The sequence below is a fragment of the Amycolatopsis rubida genome (genome assembly GCF_900115345.1).
Classification (GTDB): Bacteria; Actinomycetota; Actinomycetes; order Mycobacteriales; family Pseudonocardiaceae; genus Amycolatopsis; species Amycolatopsis rubida.
Genome location: NZ_FOWC01000002.1, coordinates 624,805 through 641,247, shown reverse-complemented (window position 1 = coordinate 641,247; position 16,443 = coordinate 624,805). Strand labels below are relative to the sequence as shown.

Here is a 16,443-nt window from a genome sequence, read left to right as displayed (position 1 = left end):
GAAGCATGAGTGCGTGGCCGGGGATTATCGAGGCCTACCGCGACCGGATTCCGGTCCCCGACGGGGCGCGCGTGGTCACGCTCGGCGAAGGCAACACCCCGCTGCTGCCCGCCGCGCACCTGTCGGAGCTGACCGGAGCCGAGGTGTACCTGAAGGTCGAGGGCGCGAACCCGACCGGCTCGTTCAAGGACCGCGGGATGACCGTGGCGATCACGCACGCGCTGGCGAGCGGTCTCAAAGCGGTGATCTGCGCGTCCACCGGCAACACCTCGGCCTCGGCCGCCGCGTACGCCGCACGGGCCGGGCTCACCTGCGCGGTGCTGGTGCCGCAAGGCAAGATCGCGATGGGCAAGCTCGCCCAGGCGGTGCTGCACGGCGCGCGGATCCTCCAGGTCGACGGCAATTTCGACGATTGCCTCGAACTCGCCCGCAAGACCGCGGCGGACTATCCGGTCACGCTGGTCAACTCGGTCAACCCGGTGCGCATCGCCGGGCAGAAGACCGCGGCGTTCGAGATCTGCGACGTGCTCGGCGCGGCCCCGGACGTGCACTGCCTCCCGGTGGGCAACGCGGGCAACATCACCGCGTACTGGAAGGGCTATTCGGAGTACGCCGCGGACGGTGTGGTCAAGAACACTCCGCGGATGTTCGGTTTCCAGGCCGCCGGCGCCGCGCCGCTGGTACACGGCGAACCGGTCGCCGACCCGGACACCATCGCGACCGCGATCCGCATCGGCAGCCCCGCTTCGTGGGACGGCGCGGTGCACGCGCGCGCCGAATCGAACGGCCTGTTCGACGCGATCACCGACGAGAAAATCCTTGAGGCGTACCGGCTGCTGGCCCGCCGCGAGGGAGTCTTCGTGGAGCCCGCGTCCGCTACGAGCGTGGCCGGCCTGCTGGCCACCGCGGCGGACGGACGGCTGCCGAAGGGCGCGAAGGTGGTCTGCACGGTCACCGGGCACGGCCTGAAGGACCCGGCGACGGCATTGGAGGGCAACGTCGAGGTGGAACCGCTCGCGGTCGATCCGACGGCCGTCGCGGCGGCGCTGGACCTGCGATGACCGGCCCGGTACCCGCTTCGCCCGCATCGCCCCGAGGTGGCATTGGGTGCTCCGTCCATGCCCCTGCCGCCGCACTTCACGGAGGCGCTGCGCGCCGCTGGCTCATTCCCTGCACCCAATGCCACCTCGGGGCGCGGTCGTGACGGCGGTGACCGGGCTCCGCGCGACGGTTCCGGCGTCAACGGCGAACCTCGGCCCGGGATTCGACGCACTCGGCCTCGCCCTTGCCCGCTACGACGTGGTCGAACTGCAGGTCACCGAGGGCGGCTTGAAGATCGAGGTGCTCGACGCGGGAGCGGGCGGCGTCGAGGACGTGCCGACCGACGAATCCCACCTGGTGGTCCGTGCGCTCCGGCGAGCCTGCGAACACCTCGACGTGCGGTCGCCCGGCCTGCATCTTCGTTGCCACAACAGTATTCCGCACGCGCGCGGCCTCGGGTCGTCGGCGGCCGCGGTGGTGACCGGCGTGGCGCTGGGCTACGCGCTGGCGGAGCGTCCGCTCGACGCCGACGCGCTCCAGCTCGCAGCCGAGTTCGAGGGCCACGCGGACAACGCGGCGGCGAGCCTGTTCGGCGGGCTCGTGGTGGCGTGGTCCGAGGACGGCCGGTTCCGCGCCGAACGCGTGGAGCCGAATGCGGCGATCCGGCCGGTGGTCGCGGTGCCCGCGGAGAAGTCGTCCACCAACATGACGCGGGGGCTGCTGCCGTCGCAGGTGCCGCACGCCGACGCGGCGCACAGCGCGGGACGGGCGGCGCTCGCCGTGCTGGCGGTCACCGAACGGCCCGAACTGCTGATGGCCGCCACCGAGGACCGCTTGCACCAGGATTACCGAGCCGAGGCATACCCGGCGAGCACGGAACTCGTGCGCACGCTGCGTGCCCACGGCGTTCCCGCCGCCATTTCCGGGGCCGGTCCGACTGTGCTCGCTCTCACGCTCACGGGAATACTCCCGGCGGGAGTGGACGTTACCGGGTTTGACGTCGCCGAATTGCCCGTGGACCGCGATGGCGTGCAGGTTGTGGCCGGGTGACGACCTGGTCACAGGCTGGACGGCAGCGTGCGCCACGCGGGGGGTGGTTGTTGCACCCGGACAGGGCGCGGTCTACCCTCGGGGGCGTTCGATCACCGTGCGTTTCCGCACCCGATGCCGGGCCTGTCCGCCCCTAGCGGCGGCTCCGGTCCGCATCCTTCGTCGATCCGCCGATTCCGCACCGCCCGGCACGCGGGAGGCGGAGGGACGCAGGCGGGTTTCCGGTTCCGGCGGTGCCGAATTCCGCTTTCTCCGTCCGGAGGGGGCAAACACCCTGTGCTGGCGGCGCTTCGCTGTGTCTCGCACGGCTGGGCGCGAGCCGTCCGCATCGGAGGCAGAAGCCGTCTCGCTACCGGCGGCAGTCCGCTGATCCACCTGGAACGTGGATCGGTCAGGAAGGACATGTGTGAGCAACACCGATCTGTTGAGCGGCGACGTGGAGACCCCCGCCGCGGCCGCTGAAACCAATGGGACCGCGGCCGCTCCGAAGCGCCGCGCCGGGGGCCTGTCCGGAATGGTCATCGCCGAGCTCCGCCAGCTGGCGGGCGAACTGGGTGTGGGCGAGACCACCGGCATGCGCAAAGGGGACTTGATCGCCGCGATCCGCGAGCGCCAGGGCAAGAGCAAGAAGCGCGCCGCGGCGGCCGAGACGCTGCCGCTCGACGGCGTCGGCGAGCCGGTCAAGGCGGAGAAGGCCGAGAAGCCCGCCCGCCGGGCCAAGGCCGACGCGCCGAAGGCGGCCGCGACCGAGGCTCCCAGCAAGACCGAGGCCCCCAAGGCCGAGCCGGTCAAGGCGGAGACTCCCCAAGCTGACGCCCCGAAGGCGGAGACCGCGCAGGACGGCAAGCCCGCCGCGCAGGAGCGCCCGGAGCGACACGACCGTTCCGAGGGCCAGTCCGAGGGCCAGTCCGAGGAGGGCGGCCGCAACCGGCGCCGCCGCGGCGGCGCGAACCGGGGCGACGGCCAGCGCGACCAGCGCGGCGACCGCCAGGGCGGCAACCGCGACAACAACCGGGACAACCGCGACAACAACCGCGATAACCGGGACAACGGCCGCGACAACCGCGACGGCAACCGGGACAACCGCGGCGGCCAGGACAACCGCCAGGACAACCGGCAGCGGAACCAGCAGGACAACCGCGACAACCGGAACAACGGCCCGCAGGACGACGACGAGGAAGGCGGCCGCCGCGGGCGCCGCTTCCGCGACCGCCGCCGCCGGGGCAGCGGGGGCGGCCAGCGCGAGGGCGGCGCTCCGGACACCGAGATCCGCGAGGACGACGTCCTGCTGCCGGTCGCGGGCATCCTGGACGTGCTCGACAACTACGCGTTCGTGCGCACCTCGGGCTACCTGGCCGGGCCGAACGACGTGTACGTGTCGCTGTCGCTGGTCCGCAAGTTCGGCCTGCGCCGAGGCGACGCGATCACCGGTGTCGTGCGCCAGCCGCGCGAGGGCGAGCAGCAGCGGCAGAAGTTCAACCCGCTGGTGCGCGTCGACTCGATCAACGGCCTGGAGCCGGACGAGGCCAAGCGCCGTCCCGACTTCACCAAGCTGACGCCGCTGTACCCGAACGAGCGGCTGCGGCTGGAAACCGAGCCGCACAAGCTCACGACCCGGGTGATCGACCTGATCATGCCGGTCGGCAAGGGCCAGCGCGCGCTGATCGTGTCCCCGCCGAAGGCGGGCAAGACCACGATCATGCAGGACATCGCGAACGCGATCACCACGAACAACCCTGAGGCCCACCTCATGGTCGTGCTGGTCGACGAGCGTCCGGAAGAGGTCACCGACATGCAGCGGTCGGTGAAGGGCGAGGTCATCGCCTCCACCTTCGACCGCCCGCCCTCCGACCACACCTCGGTCGCCGAGCTGTCCATCGAACGGGCCAAGCGCCTGGTCGAAATGGGCCACGACGTGGTCGTCCTGCTCGACTCGATCACCCGGCTGGGCCGGGCCTACAACCTGGCCGCTCCGGCGTCCGGCCGGATCCTGTCCGGTGGTGTCGACTCGACCGCGCTGTACCCGCCGAAGCGTTTCCTCGGCGCCGCGCGCAACATCGAGAACGGCGGCTCGCTCACCATCTTCGCGACCGCGATGGTGGAGACCGGGTCCACGATGGACACGGTGATCTTCGAGGAGTTCAAGGGCACCGGCAACGCGGAGCTCAAGCTCGACCGCAAGATCTCCGAGCGCCGCGTGTTCCCGGCGGTGGACGTCAACCCGTCCGGCACCCGCAAGGAAGAGCTGCTGCTCTCGCCGGACGAGCTGGCGGTCACGCACAAGCTGCACCGGGTGCTGCACGCACTGGACTCGCAGCAGGCTATCGACCTGCTGATCTCGCGGCTGCGCAAGACGAAGACCAACATCGAATTCCTGATGCAGGTCTCGAAGACCGCCCTCGGCGGCGGAGACGACGACTGAGTCTCGCCGCAACGCGAACCGGCCCGCCCCCATCGGCTTGGGGGCGGGCCGGTTCGCGTGGCGGTCCGTGAAGGACTCCGTGCGGGAATCAGATTCCTTCAGGGAGCCCTTCACGGACTTTTCTGCCGCACCGGGGAGGTGGCGCGGCAGAAAGCTCAGTGGCGGGGGACAGCGGCCGGAGTCCAGCCCCGGTAGTTGTTGAAGTAGCTCGTGGAGCTGCCGTGGCCGATCTTGCCGCCGACGCTGGTGGCGTAGAAACCGCCGTTGCCGTCCGCGATGCCGACGTGGCCGTAGGCGCTGATGTTCCAGTACACGAACGAACCGGCGGGCGGCTTGCCGCTGGTGTGCTTCGGGCTGGCCCCGTTCCAATGTGCGTTGGCCGACGCCCAGACCCCGGTGACGCCGTAGGAGTTCTCCGCGGCCTTCTCGCAGTAGTGCTCCCACCCGGTGCTTCCGGCGTGCGCCTTGTACCAGGCGACCGCACCGGCCGGAGTGCCGTCGGCGGCTCCGGTCAGGTTCGCCTCGGACAGCTCCGAGAACGTTCCGGCGGCGGGGTTCACGTCCGCGGCGGTGATTCCGCCGGAAGCATTCGCGGCAGGCGCGAAGACCGCGGCGGAAGCGGCGAGTGCGAGCGCCGCGGCCGGCTTCGCGAGCCGGGTGAGCAGGTCGGTCGTGCGCATGTCCGGACCTCCAGTAAGTGAGCGATTCACGAACTCGGCCAGCTTCACGCCAGCGGGTACAAAATCCGTACAATGCGAATTTCCTTCACCGCCGGCCGTCGCGACCGGGGGCGGAATACCTGGTCACCGGGGTGTGTTGAAGCCCTTGCCAGCGCGTCTGGCAGAATGACCCGCTGAAGTCCGGCACCGGTTCACCCCGCACTGGGGACCCGGGGCCAACGAGAGAGGACACCATGAAGAGCGGTATTCACCCCGAATACGTGGCCACGACCGTCACGTGCAACTGCGGGAACAGCTTCGTCACCCGCAGCACGAAGGAGTCGGGTCAGATCCACGTCGAGATCTGCTCGAACTGCCACCCCTTCTACACCGGCAAGCAGAAGATCATGGACACCGGTGGCCGGGTTGCCCGGTTCGAGAAGCGCTACGGCAAGCGTCAGCAGAAGACCGACGCCAAGTAGCTTGTTCGACGGCGCCCACCCGCACGCCCGGGTGGGCGCCGTTGTTCTGTCCGGGCCTGTTCGCGAGAGGGAGACGGCGAAGTGGATTCGAGTTCGCTCAAGGGGCTGCTCGACGAGCACGCACAGCTGGAACAGCAGCTCGCCGACCCCGCGGTGCATGCCGACCAGGCCCGTGCCCGCAAACTGGGCCGCCGCTACGCCGAGCTGAGCCCGGTCGTGCGCGCGGTGCGCGAGCTGGACCAGACCCGCGACGACCTGTCCGCGGCCAGGGAACTGGCGGCCGAGGACGCGGCGTTCGCCGCCGAGGCCGAAGAGCTGACGGCGAAAATCCCGCAGCTCGAAGCGAAACTCACCGAACTGCTGCTGCCGCGCGACCCCTACGACGGCTCCGACGTCGTCATGGAGATCAAATCCGGCGAAGGCGGCGAGGAATCCGCGCTGTTCGCCGGCGACCTGCTGCGGATGTACCTGCGCTACGCCGAGCGGCACCACTGGAAGGCCGAGGTGCTCGACTCGACGGAGTCGGACCTCGGCGGCTACAAGGACGTCACGCTGTCGCTCAAGAGCAAGGCCGCGGACGTCGAAGGCGTCTGGGCGAGGCTGAAGTTCGAGGGCGGCGTGCACCGGGTGCAGCGGGTGCCCGCGACCGAATCGCAGGGCCGCATCCACACGTCCGCGTCCGGCGTGCTGATCTACCCGGAACCGGAAGAGGTCGAGGTCGAGGTCGACCCGAACGACCTGCGCATCGACGTGTTCCGCTCGTCTGGTCCCGGCGGGCAGAGCGTCAACACCACCGACTCGGCAGTGCGGATCACCCACCTGCCGACCGGGATCGTCGTGTCGTGCCAGAACGAGAAGTCGCAGATCCAGAACCGCGCGCGGGCGCTGCAGGTGCTGCAGGCCCGGCTGCAGCAGGTCGCCGAGGAAGAGGCGGCGGCGAAGGCGTCGGACGCGCGCCGTTCGCAGGTCCGGACGGTGGACCGTTCGGAGCGGGTGCGGACGTACAACTTCCCGGAGAACCGGATTTCGGATCACCGGGTGAACTACAAGGCCTACAACCTGGACCAGGTCCTCGACGGCGAGCTGGACGGGGTGCTGGACGCGCTGGCGTCGGCTGACCGGGAGGAACGGCTCGCCGCTCAGGCTGGCTGATTCTCCGGCGGCGGCGGGGATTTCCTCGGTGCGAAGAACACCAGCAGAGCGGAAAGCGTGCACGGCTCCGGCTGACGAGTCTGCTGAGGACAGTCGGTGTCGGGGCGTCGTGCGTGTCTATCGCGGTTCTGACCGGGACAGACACTCACGAGACTTCCGCCGCGAACCCCGCCATCCGCTCCTCGTATCCCTCGTCACCCCCGAAGTGCAAGGCAACCGCGTCCGCCCCGGCCTCCCGATACGCACGGTAGGTCTGGACGGCTGTCTTCTCGTCGAACTGCTGCCGGGCGATCCGCCGCACGCGCCGCTCCGGATCGAGTTGGTCCAGCTTCGCGACCCGTTCCGCGAAAGTCCCCGGCGAGAGACCCGCGCTGAGCCACTGGTCCCCGGCCCGGACCGCCCGGCGCAGCGCGACCGTCGAGTTCCCGCCGACCAGAATCGGGATCCGGCCCTCCGGCCGCGGCTCGAAGTACCCGCCGGAGCGGCCCCGCCCCGTGGTGAACAGCTGCTCCAGCAATGAAAGCGTCTCGTCCACAGTCGCACCGCGGCGAGGGAAATCCGCGCCGAGCTCCGCGAACTCCGGCTCGTTCCAGCCAGCGCCGACGCCCAGCACCAGCCGGTGCCCGGACAGCCGGTCGATCGTCGCGGCCTGTTTGGCCAGCAGATGCGGTTCGCGCAGCGGCACGATCACCACGGACGTGCCCAGCTGGACCCGTTCGGTCGCCGCGGCCAGGTAGGCGAGCGTCGCCAGCGGTTCGTACACGCCGCCGAAGACCTCGCCGAACGGTTCCGGCGGCAGCACGTGGTCCGGCAGCCAGACGGATTCGTACCCCAGTTCCTCGGCCAGCCGGGCGAGGTCGGCGAGGCGGTGCGGGGTCAGATCGGGCGACTCGTTCGGCAGGACCACCTGGCGGCTCATCGCAGCGCCTTCCGGATCGCGGTGAGCCAGGCTTCCGGCGCTTCCTCGCCGATGCCGTGCCCGGACGAGATCTCGACCAGCTCCGCGCCGGGAATTCCGTCGGCCAGCTCCTGCGAGTGCCTCGGCGGCACGAGCGAGTCCAGCGTCGTGGCGATCACCAGCGTCGGGACGGCGATCGACGCCAGTTCCGCGCGGGTGTCGGCATTCCGCGCCAGCTCGACCTGGTACGCCGTTCCCGCGGGCACTGACTCGGCCAGCCCGGCGACTGCCGCGGTGAGCTGCTCCGGCGTCAACGTGGCGAGGAACGGCTCGCTGACTGCGGTCAGCGTCAGGTACTTGGCGAGCAGGGCGCGGTCGCCCTTCAGCAGCTCTGCCCACAGGTCCAGCGCCAGCTCCATCCGTGCGTCCGGCCGGGCGAAGCCCGCGGTGAGCACGAGGCCGGTCACGCGTTCGGGATACCGGGTGGCCACGCGGACCGCGACGGCCGTGCCGAGCGAGTAGCCGAGCACGGTGAACTTCCCGACCCCGGCGTCGACGGCGGCCGCGACCAGTCCGTCGGCCAGTTCGTCGAGCGTGCCGCCCTCGACCGGGTAGTCGGCCCCGACCACGGTGTGCGTGCGGGCGAGATCGTCCAGCAGCGGACCGAAATTGGCGGTCACGCCGCCGCCCGCGCCGTGGGCGAGCAGCAGGCCGGGGCCCTGTCCTGCGACGAGGGGCGCGAAATGTTCTGTCATGTCCGCGACGTTAAGGATTGACACCAGTGTGAAGGCCAGAAACAGAGGAAAATCGGATGCTGATCGGCGAACTCGCGCAGCGCACCGGCGTCGCGCCGCGGCTGCTGCGGTACTACGGCGAGCAGGGCCTGCTGACCTCGACGCGCAACACGAGCGGCTACCGGGTGTATGACGAGAAGGCCGTCGTCCGGGTGTGCCAGATCCGGAAACTGCTGGCCGCGGGCCTCACCACGGAGATGATCGCCGGGATGCTCGACTGCGCGAGCGGACCCGCCGCGCATCTCGACCTGTGCCCCGACCTGGTGCGCAGACTGCGCGGCGAACTGGCCGAAGTGGACCGCCGGATCGGGGATCTCGCCCAGCGGCGCGAAGTCCTGTCCGGGTATCTCGGCCAGGCGTGAGGTCTGCGCGGCCGGGGGTCGATACGCTGGGCAGCACCCCCGCCGGGGGCAGTTTCGACGAGTGAAGGACGACCAGTGAATCGGCAGCCGCTGCGCCTGGCCATCATGGAGGCCACCCGGATCCTCACCGAGGCGGGCGTGGAATCGCCGCGGTCGGACGCGGATCTCATCGCCGCGCACGTGCTCGGCGTCGAACGGGGCAGGCTGCCGATGGTGCCGCTGGTCGACCCGCCGGTGATCGACGCGATCGGCCAGCTGGTCGCGCAGCGCGCGAAACGGATCCCGCTGCAGTACCTGACCGGCTGGGCCGCGCTCGGCAACATCACGGTCAACGTCGGCGCGGGCGTGTTCGTCCCGCGCCCGGAAACCGAACTGCTGCTCGAATGGGGCGTGAAGTTCCTCCAGGGCCGCGAATACCCGGTGGTGGTCGATCTGTGCACCGGCTCCGGCGCGCTGGCGCTGGCGCTGGCGCACGAACGCCCGGACGCGGTGGTCTACGCGGTCGACGTCGATCCGCAGGCACTCGCCTGGGCCCGGCACAACGCCGACGTGCACACCGCGGCGGGCAACACCCCGATCCGGCTCTACTCCGGCGACATCGCCGACCCGACGATGTTCGCCGAACTCGACGGTCTCGTGGACCTGGTGCTCTGCAACCCGCCATACGTGCCGGAGGGCACGCCGGTCCCGCCGGAGGTCGGCGAACACGACCCGGCGCGCGCGGTCTTCGCCGAGGAAAGCGGGCTGGCGGTGATCCGGCACGCGATCGCGGCCGGCGCGCGGTTGCTGCGCCCGGGCGGCGGACTGGCGATCGAACACGACGACACCCACGGTTCGGCGGTGCCCGCGCTGGTCCGGGCGCGCCGGGTGCTGACCGGGGTGGAGGATCATCCCGACTACAGCGGACGCGCACGGTTCGTCACCGCTCGCCGGCTGGGCTGAGCCCCGCTTCGCCCAACGCCCCTGAAGGACCCCTTCAGGGCCGGTGGGCGTTCGTGAGGGGAACCCTGAGAGAGTGTTTCGAAACCCGCGTGGTCAGTCGCTGAATCCGTGTGTTACACGGCAGCTTGCACACAACCGCCCGATGAACGCCACGCCGCCCCGGTGTCACAGCTAACGCTCGACCACGCCACCGGGTTTCGAAACACCCTCTGAGGGAATCAGCGCCCCTGAAGGTGCCCCTCACGGACTTCCCGCGGTGCTGTCCGGCCTCCGCGCTGGGCCATTCGCACCTTTGCCCCGCTCCTGCCCGACTTTCGTCGTGCGGCAGCGGGGTGGATTTCGTTCGCTCGCCTAACGATCACCGTTAGCGTCGGGCCTCGGGACCGCCGGGCGGACCGGCGGACTGTGAGGAGCGAGGATGAAATCCCCCTTACCCCGCCGCGATCACCGGAGCCGGAACGCCCGTGGCCGCGTCGGTGTCGTCGTGGCGGTCGCGGCGCTGGCTCCCGCGTTGCTCGCCGGGACCGCCGCGGCCGATCCGCTCACCCAGGGCTGGCCCGCGCCGCTGGACTCCGCGCACTGGGCCGACCAGGCGAGCATGACCTGGCAGGACTACCGTCACGTCCCCGGCACGAACTGGGCCGACCCGGCGCTGAAACCGACCGTGCGCACGTTCAAGGGCGCCGTCGTGCTCGCCGACTACCCGGACGCGGATTTCGTCGTCACGAAGCCGCCGCATTCGACCGTCTTCGGCAATCCGTCGCCGTCGGCCAGCAATCTGCCGCGCGAGAAAGTCGCGCAGCACTACCAGGATTTCCTCAACAAACCCGAGACCCTGAACCACGGCCACACCATCAACGAGTACTGGATGGAGGACTCCGGCGGCCGGTTCGGCGTCGACCTCACCGCGTTCGGCCCCTACCGGATGCCGGGCGCATCCTTCGAGTACGGCATGGAAATGCAGCCGGAGGACTGCCCGGCGAACGCCGACTGCACCCGGGACCTGCGCAAGGACGCGGGCGACGCGTGGCGCGCCGACGTCGGTCCGGTCGCCGACCAGTTCGATTTCGTCTTCTTCCTTTCCGCGGGCCAGGACGAAAGCTCGACGTGGCAGGAATTCGGCGAGATGAAGTTCGGCTCGAAGGAGAACGTGCCCGCCGAATTCGGCCCGCCGGGCAGCAAACCGGGCGAGCGGAACTGGGCGCACACGCGGTACGTGCCGTGGACGTCGTGGGCCTCGGCCTCGACCATCTGGCCCAACGCCGCCAACGGATCCTCGACGCAGGCGGAAAGTTCCGGCCAGGGCGTGTTCGCGCACGAGTTCAGCCACATCCTCGGCATCGGCGACAACTACAACAACCCGTTCGGCGATCCGCCCCGGCGGTCCTACACCGGACCGTGGGAAATGTTGTCGCGCGGCAGTTTCAACGGTCCCGGCGGCCCGCACACGCGCTGGCAGATCCCCGCGACCGAAGGCGGTTCGATGGGCGCGCACCACATGCTGCGCAACAAACTCAAGCTCGGCATCGTCGATCCGAAGTCCGTCCTGAACCTTGACCGGAACCAGCTCGCCACGACCGGTCCGGTCACCGCTCGCGTGACCGCGCGGGAGGCGGTGCCCGAGCAAGGCGCGTACGCGGGCATCACGATCGCGCTCACCGGCGGCGACCGTTCACCCCGGTGCGATCCGGCGAAGGACCCGAAGTGCGACGGCGGCGGGTACGACCACTACAGCGTCGAGGTCGTCGACCGGATGGGCTCGGATTCGTTCGCCCCGGACTCCGGCGTCCTGCTGGCCAAGACCAAGAGCCGCGACGCCGCGCCGTTCGAATGGATCGTGGACGCGAACCCGCAGGATATCGGCTTGACCGACTACGTCCGGCCGGACGGCACCCCGGTCAAGATCACTGTCGGCGACTACCGGCAGCTCAACGACGCCACGTTCAAGGCGGGCACCGGCGCGTCCAGCGGTTACGAGTACACCGACGAGGCCAACCGGTTGCGCTTCCTCGTCACCGACCTCGACCGGGACAGCCGCGGCGTGCTGTCGTACACGGTCACCGTCGCGTCGCTCGACGGCGCCGGACCGCAGACGCGCGGCGCGTGGTTGTGGCCCGCACTGCCCGCGTTCACCCGCGGTGGCCTCGCTACCTGCGACTTCCGCCTGTCGAACCAGGGTTCGGCACGCGGCGCGGCAGCCCCGTACGACCAGGACACCTACCGGCTGACCGCGTCCACGGACACCCGCGGCTGGGAAGTCCGGCTCCCGAACGCGTTGACCACCGCCAAGTTCGGCGGCTCGACGCAAATCCAGGCCTATGCGAAACGCTCGGCAGGCGCACCGCACACCGCTCGCGTGCGGCTGACCGCGACGTCTGTCGCCGACCCGGCGAAGACCACGACGACCGCCTGTCCCGCGATCGGGTTCTGATCCGGGAAAGGCGCCCTCCGTCCGCACGGCGGATGGCGCCTTTCGCCCGGGTTGCCCTCAATCGAGCGACCCCCTACCTTGGGGCGGCCGAACAATCAGACTTCTGGGGGAGTCATGTTCTTGCGTCATCGCATCACGGCCGGCTGCGGCGCTGTGCTCATCGCCGCCAGTGCGCTCACCGCGAGCGCCACCAGCGCGTCCGCCGCGGCCGGACCGACCACCCTTCCGGCCGGCGAATACACGCTGACCTCGGATTACCACAAGTACGACGCGGTCTACTCCGGTCTCGCGGCGAAGCTGCACACCGCGCCGGTGCACACCGTCATGGCCACCGCGAACCACGACCGCAAAGCCCTGCCGTCGAGCTTCAAACCGGCCGGGCTCACCGGCGGTTTCCGGTTCGACGACGGCGACAACGGCGACTGCACGAACTACCCGCAGGGCATCACCACCAGCCGCGACGCGGTCGGCGGCGACAACGGCGGCAACTACGACGGGCACCAGCTCGTCGCGGTCAGCTGGTACACGCGCGACAAATGCGGCGGCAAACAGGTCCGCAGCCGGATCACGCTCGCCGACTGGGACGCGACGTACCCGAACAAGTACCGCAAGATCCTGCTCGTCGAACCGACCGGCACGAACGCTTCGCCGAACTACCAGGACATCCCGATCCACGCCGGCGGCGTCTCCTGGTACGGCGACTACCTGTACGTCGCCGACACCGGCGGCGGCATGCGGGTCTTCGACATGCGCAAGATCCTTGAGGTCAACCCGGGCGGAACGGCGGGCCAGATCGGCCAGTCCGGCGGCCAGTACTACGCGCACAACTACCGCTACGTCCTGCCGCAGGTGGGCACGGTCGCCGCGCACACCACGTCCGGCACGAACCTGGCCTGGTCGAGCATCTCGCTGGACCGCGTCAGCAAGTCGATCGTGATGACCGAGTACACCTGCAAGGCCGACTGCAAGGACTACCCGAACCGCCCGCCCCGGGCGGTGCGCTTCCCGTTCGCCTCGGGAGCGACGACGTTCGCCGCCTCCACGACGGCGAGCCAGGCGCTGAAGCTGCCCTGGTACAACCTCAACGGCGTCGCCTCCCACAACGGCCGCTGGTGGTTCAACTCCTCCGCGGCGAAGCAGTTGTACTACTGGACCCCGGCCGCGGGCCCGGCTACGCACGCCTGGGTGAGCAGCGGGGAGAGCATCTCGTACTGGGAGGACCCGAAGGCCGCGGATCTGCTGTGGTCGCTGCAGGAGGGCAAGGGGAATCGCAACGTGTTCGCGGTGAAGCAGGCCACCTACGGCGCCTGACCGCTCGGCGAGGTACGTGCGGGGAACCCGGAGGGAATCAGATTCCCCTCACGTACCTCGGCAGCGCCTGCCAGGGGCGCCGGGGGATAGGCTTCCCGGCATGAGTGCGGTCTACGACTGCGGCAAGCGCGAATCCCGAGCCGAAGGCCTGTCCGCGGCGGCCGCCGCGGTGCGGTCGAGCCGGCTGGTCGTCCTGCCGACGGACACGGTGTACGGCATCGGAGCCGACGCGTTCGACTCCGGCGCCGTCCAGGCGTTGCTGCGGGCGAAGAACCGCGGCCCGGACATGCCGGTCGGCGTTCTCGTCGGTTCGTGGTCCACTGTGGACGGTCTGGTGCTCGGCGTCCCGCCGCAGGCGCGGGCGCTGATCGAGGCGTTCTGGCCGGGCGATCTGTCGATCGTGCTGCCGCACGCGCCGAGCCTGCAATGGAATCTCGGCAACTCCCGCGGCACGGTGATGCTGCGGATGCCGCTGCATCCGGTCGCGCTCGAGCTGCTGCGCGACGTCGGCCCGATGGCGGTGTCGAGCGCGAACGTTTCCGGGCGTTCGCCCGCTTCGACCGTCGAGGACGCTCAGGAGCAGCTCGGCGATTCGGTGTCGGTGTATCTCGACGGCGGGTCGAGCGGGGAAACGGTGGCGTCGTCCATCGTGGACCTGACCGGCGACCAGCCGCTCGTGCTGCGCGAGGGCGCGGTCGCCAAGGCCGCCATCGCCGAGGTGATCGGCGTCGCCGAGGAGACGCTGGACTGAGCCGGGGAAGTGACTGCCGTTCACCGGGGCCGCACGCGGGCGCGGTAGCGTGAGCCGGTGACTCCGACCTCCCGGCGGGCGTGACACATGCCTGTAGTCCAAGGACTTCTCCCGATCCGGGAGTACCTGCTCGTCGCGCTGACCGCGACCGCGGTGACCTATCTGCTGACCGGCGTCGTGCGGCGCGTGGCCATCCGGATCGGCGCGATCGCCAACCCTCGCGCGCGCGACGTGCACGTCAAGCCGATCCCGCGGATGGGCGGCGTCGGCATCTACCTCGGGATCGCCGCGGCGATGGGCCTCGCGCACCAGCTGCCCGCCCTCAGCCACGGGTTCGACGTCTCCTACGACGCGGTCGGCGTGCTGCTCGCGGCGGGCGTCATCTCGCTCATCGGCATCCTGGACGACCGGTTCGAGCTGGACGCCTGGACGAAGCTCGCCGGGCAGGTCATGTGCGCCGGGATCCTCGTCATCTTCGGCGTGCAGTGGGTGTCGTTCTGGGTGCCGTGGGGCGGCAACGGCGATTCCATCGGCTCGGTGCTGGTGCTGGACAAGAACCAGGGCGCGCTGCTGACCGTCGTCATGGTCGTGGTGATGGTCAACGCGATGAACTTCGTCGACGGCCTCGACGGGCTGGCCGGCGGGCTCGGCTTCATCGCCGCGACGGCCACCTGCGTGTTCTCGCTCGGCCTTCTCGACAACGCGGGCGGCGACTTCGGCTCGTACCCGCCCGCGCTCATCGCCGCCGCGCTCGCCGGGGCCTGTCTCGGTTTCCTTCCGTACAACTTCCAGCCCGCCAGAATTTTCATGGGCGACTCCGGATCGATGATGATCGGGCTGATGCTCGCCGGGGCCACCACCTCGGCGAGCGGACGGGTCAACTACACCCGGTTCTCCGCCTCGGACGCGCTCGCCCTGCTGTCCCCGCTGGTCGTCGTCGTGGCCGTGCTTTTCGTGCCGGTGCTCGACCTCGTGATGGCCGTCGTCCGGCGCACCCGGCGCGGGCAGAGCCCGTTCGCCGCCGACAAAATGCATCTGCACCACCGGCTGCTGGAAATCGGCCATTCGCAACGCCGCGCGGTGCTGCTGATCTATTTGTGGGCCGGAATTCTCTCGTTCGGAGCGGTCTCCATCACGATTTTCGACAGCCCGGTGGTGTTCTGGGCGATTGGCGCCGCGCTGGTGGTCGCGGTGCTGGTTTCGCTGGTGCCGCGACTGCGTTCCCGCCACCGCCACGGCATCTGAGTCCGCGGGCGGTCTATACTGGCGGGTCGAACCGAACGAGGAGCGATTGCAGTGAGCGACACCGAGACGCCCGAGACGTCCCAGGCACCGGCTCAGGCCACAGCTCCGGAGAACCCGCACGCCGCTCCGGTGCGTCAGCTCGCGCGCTCGATGACGCGCGCCTCGCTGCTGTTCACCCCGCCGTTCATCCTGGTCTGCATTGTGCTTTTCACCGTCCTCAACGGACTGCACGGCTTCCTCGGGGCGTTGGTCGGCGGCGTGCTGGCGATGGTCGCCTCGCTGTCCACGCTGGGCATGATGAAGGTATCCGCCGGACAGGACCCGTCTCTGGTGATGCTCATCGCTCTCGGCGGTTACGCGGCGAAGGTCATCCTGCTGTTCCTCGCGCTCACTCTGCTCAAGGGCGTCACCGTGCTGCACCCGCTTTCGCTCGGGATCACGATGATCGTCGCCATTCTCGTGGCGGCCGCCGTGGAGTTCGCGGCATTCCGCAAAGCGCGTATCCCGACCATCATTCCCGCTTCGAATTGACGGGTTCGGGACAAGGGTCCCCGCCGGGTCCGGGACCTAGGTCCTGGACCATTCGGCTGGTAAGGAGTACGCCTGTACGGCAGTGATTGACCTGCTGGTATGGTCCGCGTCATGGGTGGCGGCCTCGGCCGCGCACTCCCGACGACGAACCGCGATCAGCAGTGTGGCGACCGGATGGTTCCGCCTTCTCAGCAGCTGGTCCGAAGTAGACCGCAGGGCAGTGTTCACGCGAGACCTCCCTCGTGCGCGGACCGGCTGACTGGCTCCGCGCACGGTGGGTACCGCCGCCTCCGGCGTCCCGATGAGTATCGGGTACGTTAAGTCCAGATCGTGACGATTCCCCCGGCGGAGTGAACGCCGGCCGGGAGAACC

The 16,443-nt window shown here is 69.8% G+C and carries 15 protein-coding genes; 12 read left to right on the top strand and 3 right to left on the bottom strand.

The genetic code is table 11. The features are described 5' to 3' along the window. The first annotated feature begins 5 nt into the window (after positions 1-5). The 3 genes from thrC to rho all read left to right on the top strand — a co-directional run bounded on the left by thrC (position 6) and on the right by rho (position 4,513). On the top strand, positions 6-1,061 hold the full coding sequence (gene thrC, locus BM362_RS11970) for a threonine synthase (RefSeq protein ID WP_067576335.1): 1,056 nt from the start codon (positions 6-8) through the stop codon (positions 1,059-1,061). Between the two features lie 118 nt (positions 1,062-1,179). Further along, positions 1,180-2,091 (top strand): homoserine kinase, encoded by a 912-nt coding sequence (gene thrB, locus BM362_RS11965; RefSeq protein WP_425285694.1) that lies wholly within the window; start codon positions 1,180-1,182, stop codon positions 2,089-2,091. A 406-nt stretch (positions 2,092-2,497) separates the two neighbouring features. Continuing rightward, positions 2,498-4,513, top strand: coding sequence for a transcription termination factor Rho (rho, locus tag BM362_RS11960; RefSeq protein ID WP_067576336.1), 2,016 nt, complete (start codon positions 2,498-2,500; stop codon positions 4,511-4,513). Positions 4,514-4,668: 155 nt separating this feature from the next. Here rho and BM362_RS11955 read toward each other — a convergent pair whose 3' ends face one another. After that, the gene (locus BM362_RS11955; protein WP_067576619.1) at positions 4,669-5,193 is read right to left on the bottom strand and encodes a hypothetical protein; all 525 of its coding nucleotides are present in this window, start codon (positions 5,191-5,193) and stop codon (positions 4,669-4,671) included. Between the two features lie 233 nt (positions 5,194-5,426). Here BM362_RS11955 and rpmE point away from each other — a divergent pair, with 233 nt between their 5' ends. Both rpmE and prfA read left to right on the top strand, forming a co-directional pair. Further along, on the top strand, positions 5,427-5,654 hold the full coding sequence (rpmE, locus tag BM362_RS11950) for a 50S ribosomal protein L31 (RefSeq protein ID WP_067576337.1): 228 nt from the start codon (positions 5,427-5,429) through the stop codon (positions 5,652-5,654). An 81-nt stretch (positions 5,655-5,735) separates the two neighbouring features. Further along, positions 5,736-6,806, top strand: a complete 1,071-nt coding sequence (gene prfA, locus BM362_RS11945; protein ID WP_067576338.1) for a peptide chain release factor 1 — start codon at positions 5,736-5,738, stop codon at positions 6,804-6,806. Positions 6,807-6,951: 145 nt separating this feature from the next. Here prfA and BM362_RS11940 read toward each other — a convergent pair whose 3' ends face one another. Both BM362_RS11940 and BM362_RS11935 read right to left on the bottom strand, forming a co-directional pair. Then, a complete protein-coding gene (locus BM362_RS11940; RefSeq protein ID WP_093573147.1) occupies positions 6,952-7,725 on the bottom strand; it encodes a TIGR03619 family F420-dependent LLM class oxidoreductase in 774 nt (257 codons plus the stop codon). After that, positions 7,722-8,459, bottom strand: a complete 738-nt coding sequence (locus tag BM362_RS11935) for an alpha/beta fold hydrolase (RefSeq protein ID WP_093573146.1) — start codon at positions 8,457-8,459, stop codon at positions 7,722-7,724. Before BM362_RS11935 ends, BM362_RS11940 begins: the two co-directional genes overlap by 4 nt. Positions 8,460-8,515: 56 nt before the next feature. Here BM362_RS11935 and BM362_RS11930 point away from each other — a divergent pair, with 56 nt between their 5' ends. The 7 genes from BM362_RS11930 to BM362_RS11900 all read left to right on the top strand — a co-directional run bounded on the left by BM362_RS11930 (position 8,516) and on the right by BM362_RS11900 (position 16,071). Then, a complete protein-coding gene (locus BM362_RS11930; protein WP_067576341.1) occupies positions 8,516-8,860 on the top strand; it encodes a MerR family transcriptional regulator in 345 nt (114 codons plus the stop codon). Positions 8,861-8,935: 75 nt separating this feature from the next. Then, a complete protein-coding gene (gene prmC, locus BM362_RS11925; protein ID WP_037815384.1) occupies positions 8,936-9,802 on the top strand; it encodes a peptide chain release factor N(5)-glutamine methyltransferase in 867 nt (288 codons plus the stop codon). A gap of 418 nt (positions 9,803-10,220) precedes the next feature. Then, entirely contained in the window at positions 10,221-12,233 is a 2,013-nt protein-coding gene (locus tag BM362_RS11920; protein WP_093573145.1) for a M6 family metalloprotease domain-containing protein, read from the top strand. Positions 12,234-12,347: 114 nt separating this feature from the next. Continuing rightward, entirely contained in the window at positions 12,348-13,544 is a 1,197-nt protein-coding gene (locus tag BM362_RS11915) for a hypothetical protein (protein ID WP_093573144.1), read from the top strand. A gap of 100 nt (positions 13,545-13,644) precedes the next feature. Continuing rightward, positions 13,645-14,295, top strand: a complete 651-nt coding sequence (locus tag BM362_RS11910) for an L-threonylcarbamoyladenylate synthase (protein ID WP_067576345.1) — start codon at positions 13,645-13,647, stop codon at positions 14,293-14,295. 87 nt (positions 14,296-14,382) lie between these two features. Continuing rightward, positions 14,383-15,540 carry a glycosyltransferase family 4 protein gene (locus BM362_RS11905; RefSeq protein WP_093573143.1) on the top strand — a complete coding sequence of 386 codons (1,158 nt, stop codon included), beginning with the start codon at positions 14,383-14,385 and terminating at the stop codon, positions 15,538-15,540. A gap of 51 nt (positions 15,541-15,591) precedes the next feature. Next, positions 15,592-16,071, top strand: coding sequence for a Cg1360 family ATP-synthase-associated protein (locus BM362_RS11900; RefSeq protein ID WP_093573142.1), 480 nt, complete (start codon positions 15,592-15,594; stop codon positions 16,069-16,071). The last annotated feature ends 372 nt before the right edge of the window (positions 16,072-16,443 follow it).

Bases quoted from the DNA above. Each gene is read 5' to 3' on its own strand.
- BM362_RS11920 (WP_093573145.1), top strand. From the start codon at position 10,221: ATGAAATCCCCCTTACCCCGCCGCGATCACCGGAGCCGGAACGCCCGT.
- BM362_RS11915 (WP_093573144.1), top strand. From the start codon at position 12,348: ATGTTCTTGCGTCATCGCATCACGGCCGGCTGCGGCGCTGTGCTCATC.
- BM362_RS11930 (WP_067576341.1), top strand. From the start codon at position 8,516: ATGCTGATCGGCGAACTCGCGCAGCGCACCGGCGTCGCGCCGCGGCTG.
- thrC (WP_067576335.1), top strand. From the start codon at position 6: ATGAGTGCGTGGCCGGGGATTATCGAGGCCTACCGCGACCGGATTCCG.
- BM362_RS11905 (WP_093573143.1), top strand. From the start codon at position 14,383: ATGCCTGTAGTCCAAGGACTTCTCCCGATCCGGGAGTACCTGCTCGTC.
- thrB (WP_425285694.1), top strand. From the start codon at position 1,180: ATGCCACCTCGGGGCGCGGTCGTGACGGCGGTGACCGGGCTCCGCGCG.
- BM362_RS11940 (WP_093573147.1), bottom strand. From the start codon at position 7,725: ATGAGCCGCCAGGTGGTCCTGCCGAACGAGTCGCCCGATCTGACCCCG.
- rpmE (WP_067576337.1), top strand. From the start codon at position 5,427: ATGAAGAGCGGTATTCACCCCGAATACGTGGCCACGACCGTCACGTGC.
- BM362_RS11935 (WP_093573146.1), bottom strand. From the start codon at position 8,459: ATGACAGAACATTTCGCGCCCCTCGTCGCAGGACAGGGCCCCGGCCTG.
- BM362_RS11955 (WP_067576619.1), bottom strand. From the start codon at position 5,193: ATGCGCACGACCGACCTGCTCACCCGGCTCGCGAAGCCGGCCGCGGCG.
- BM362_RS11910 (WP_067576345.1), top strand. From the start codon at position 13,645: ATGAGTGCGGTCTACGACTGCGGCAAGCGCGAATCCCGAGCCGAAGGC.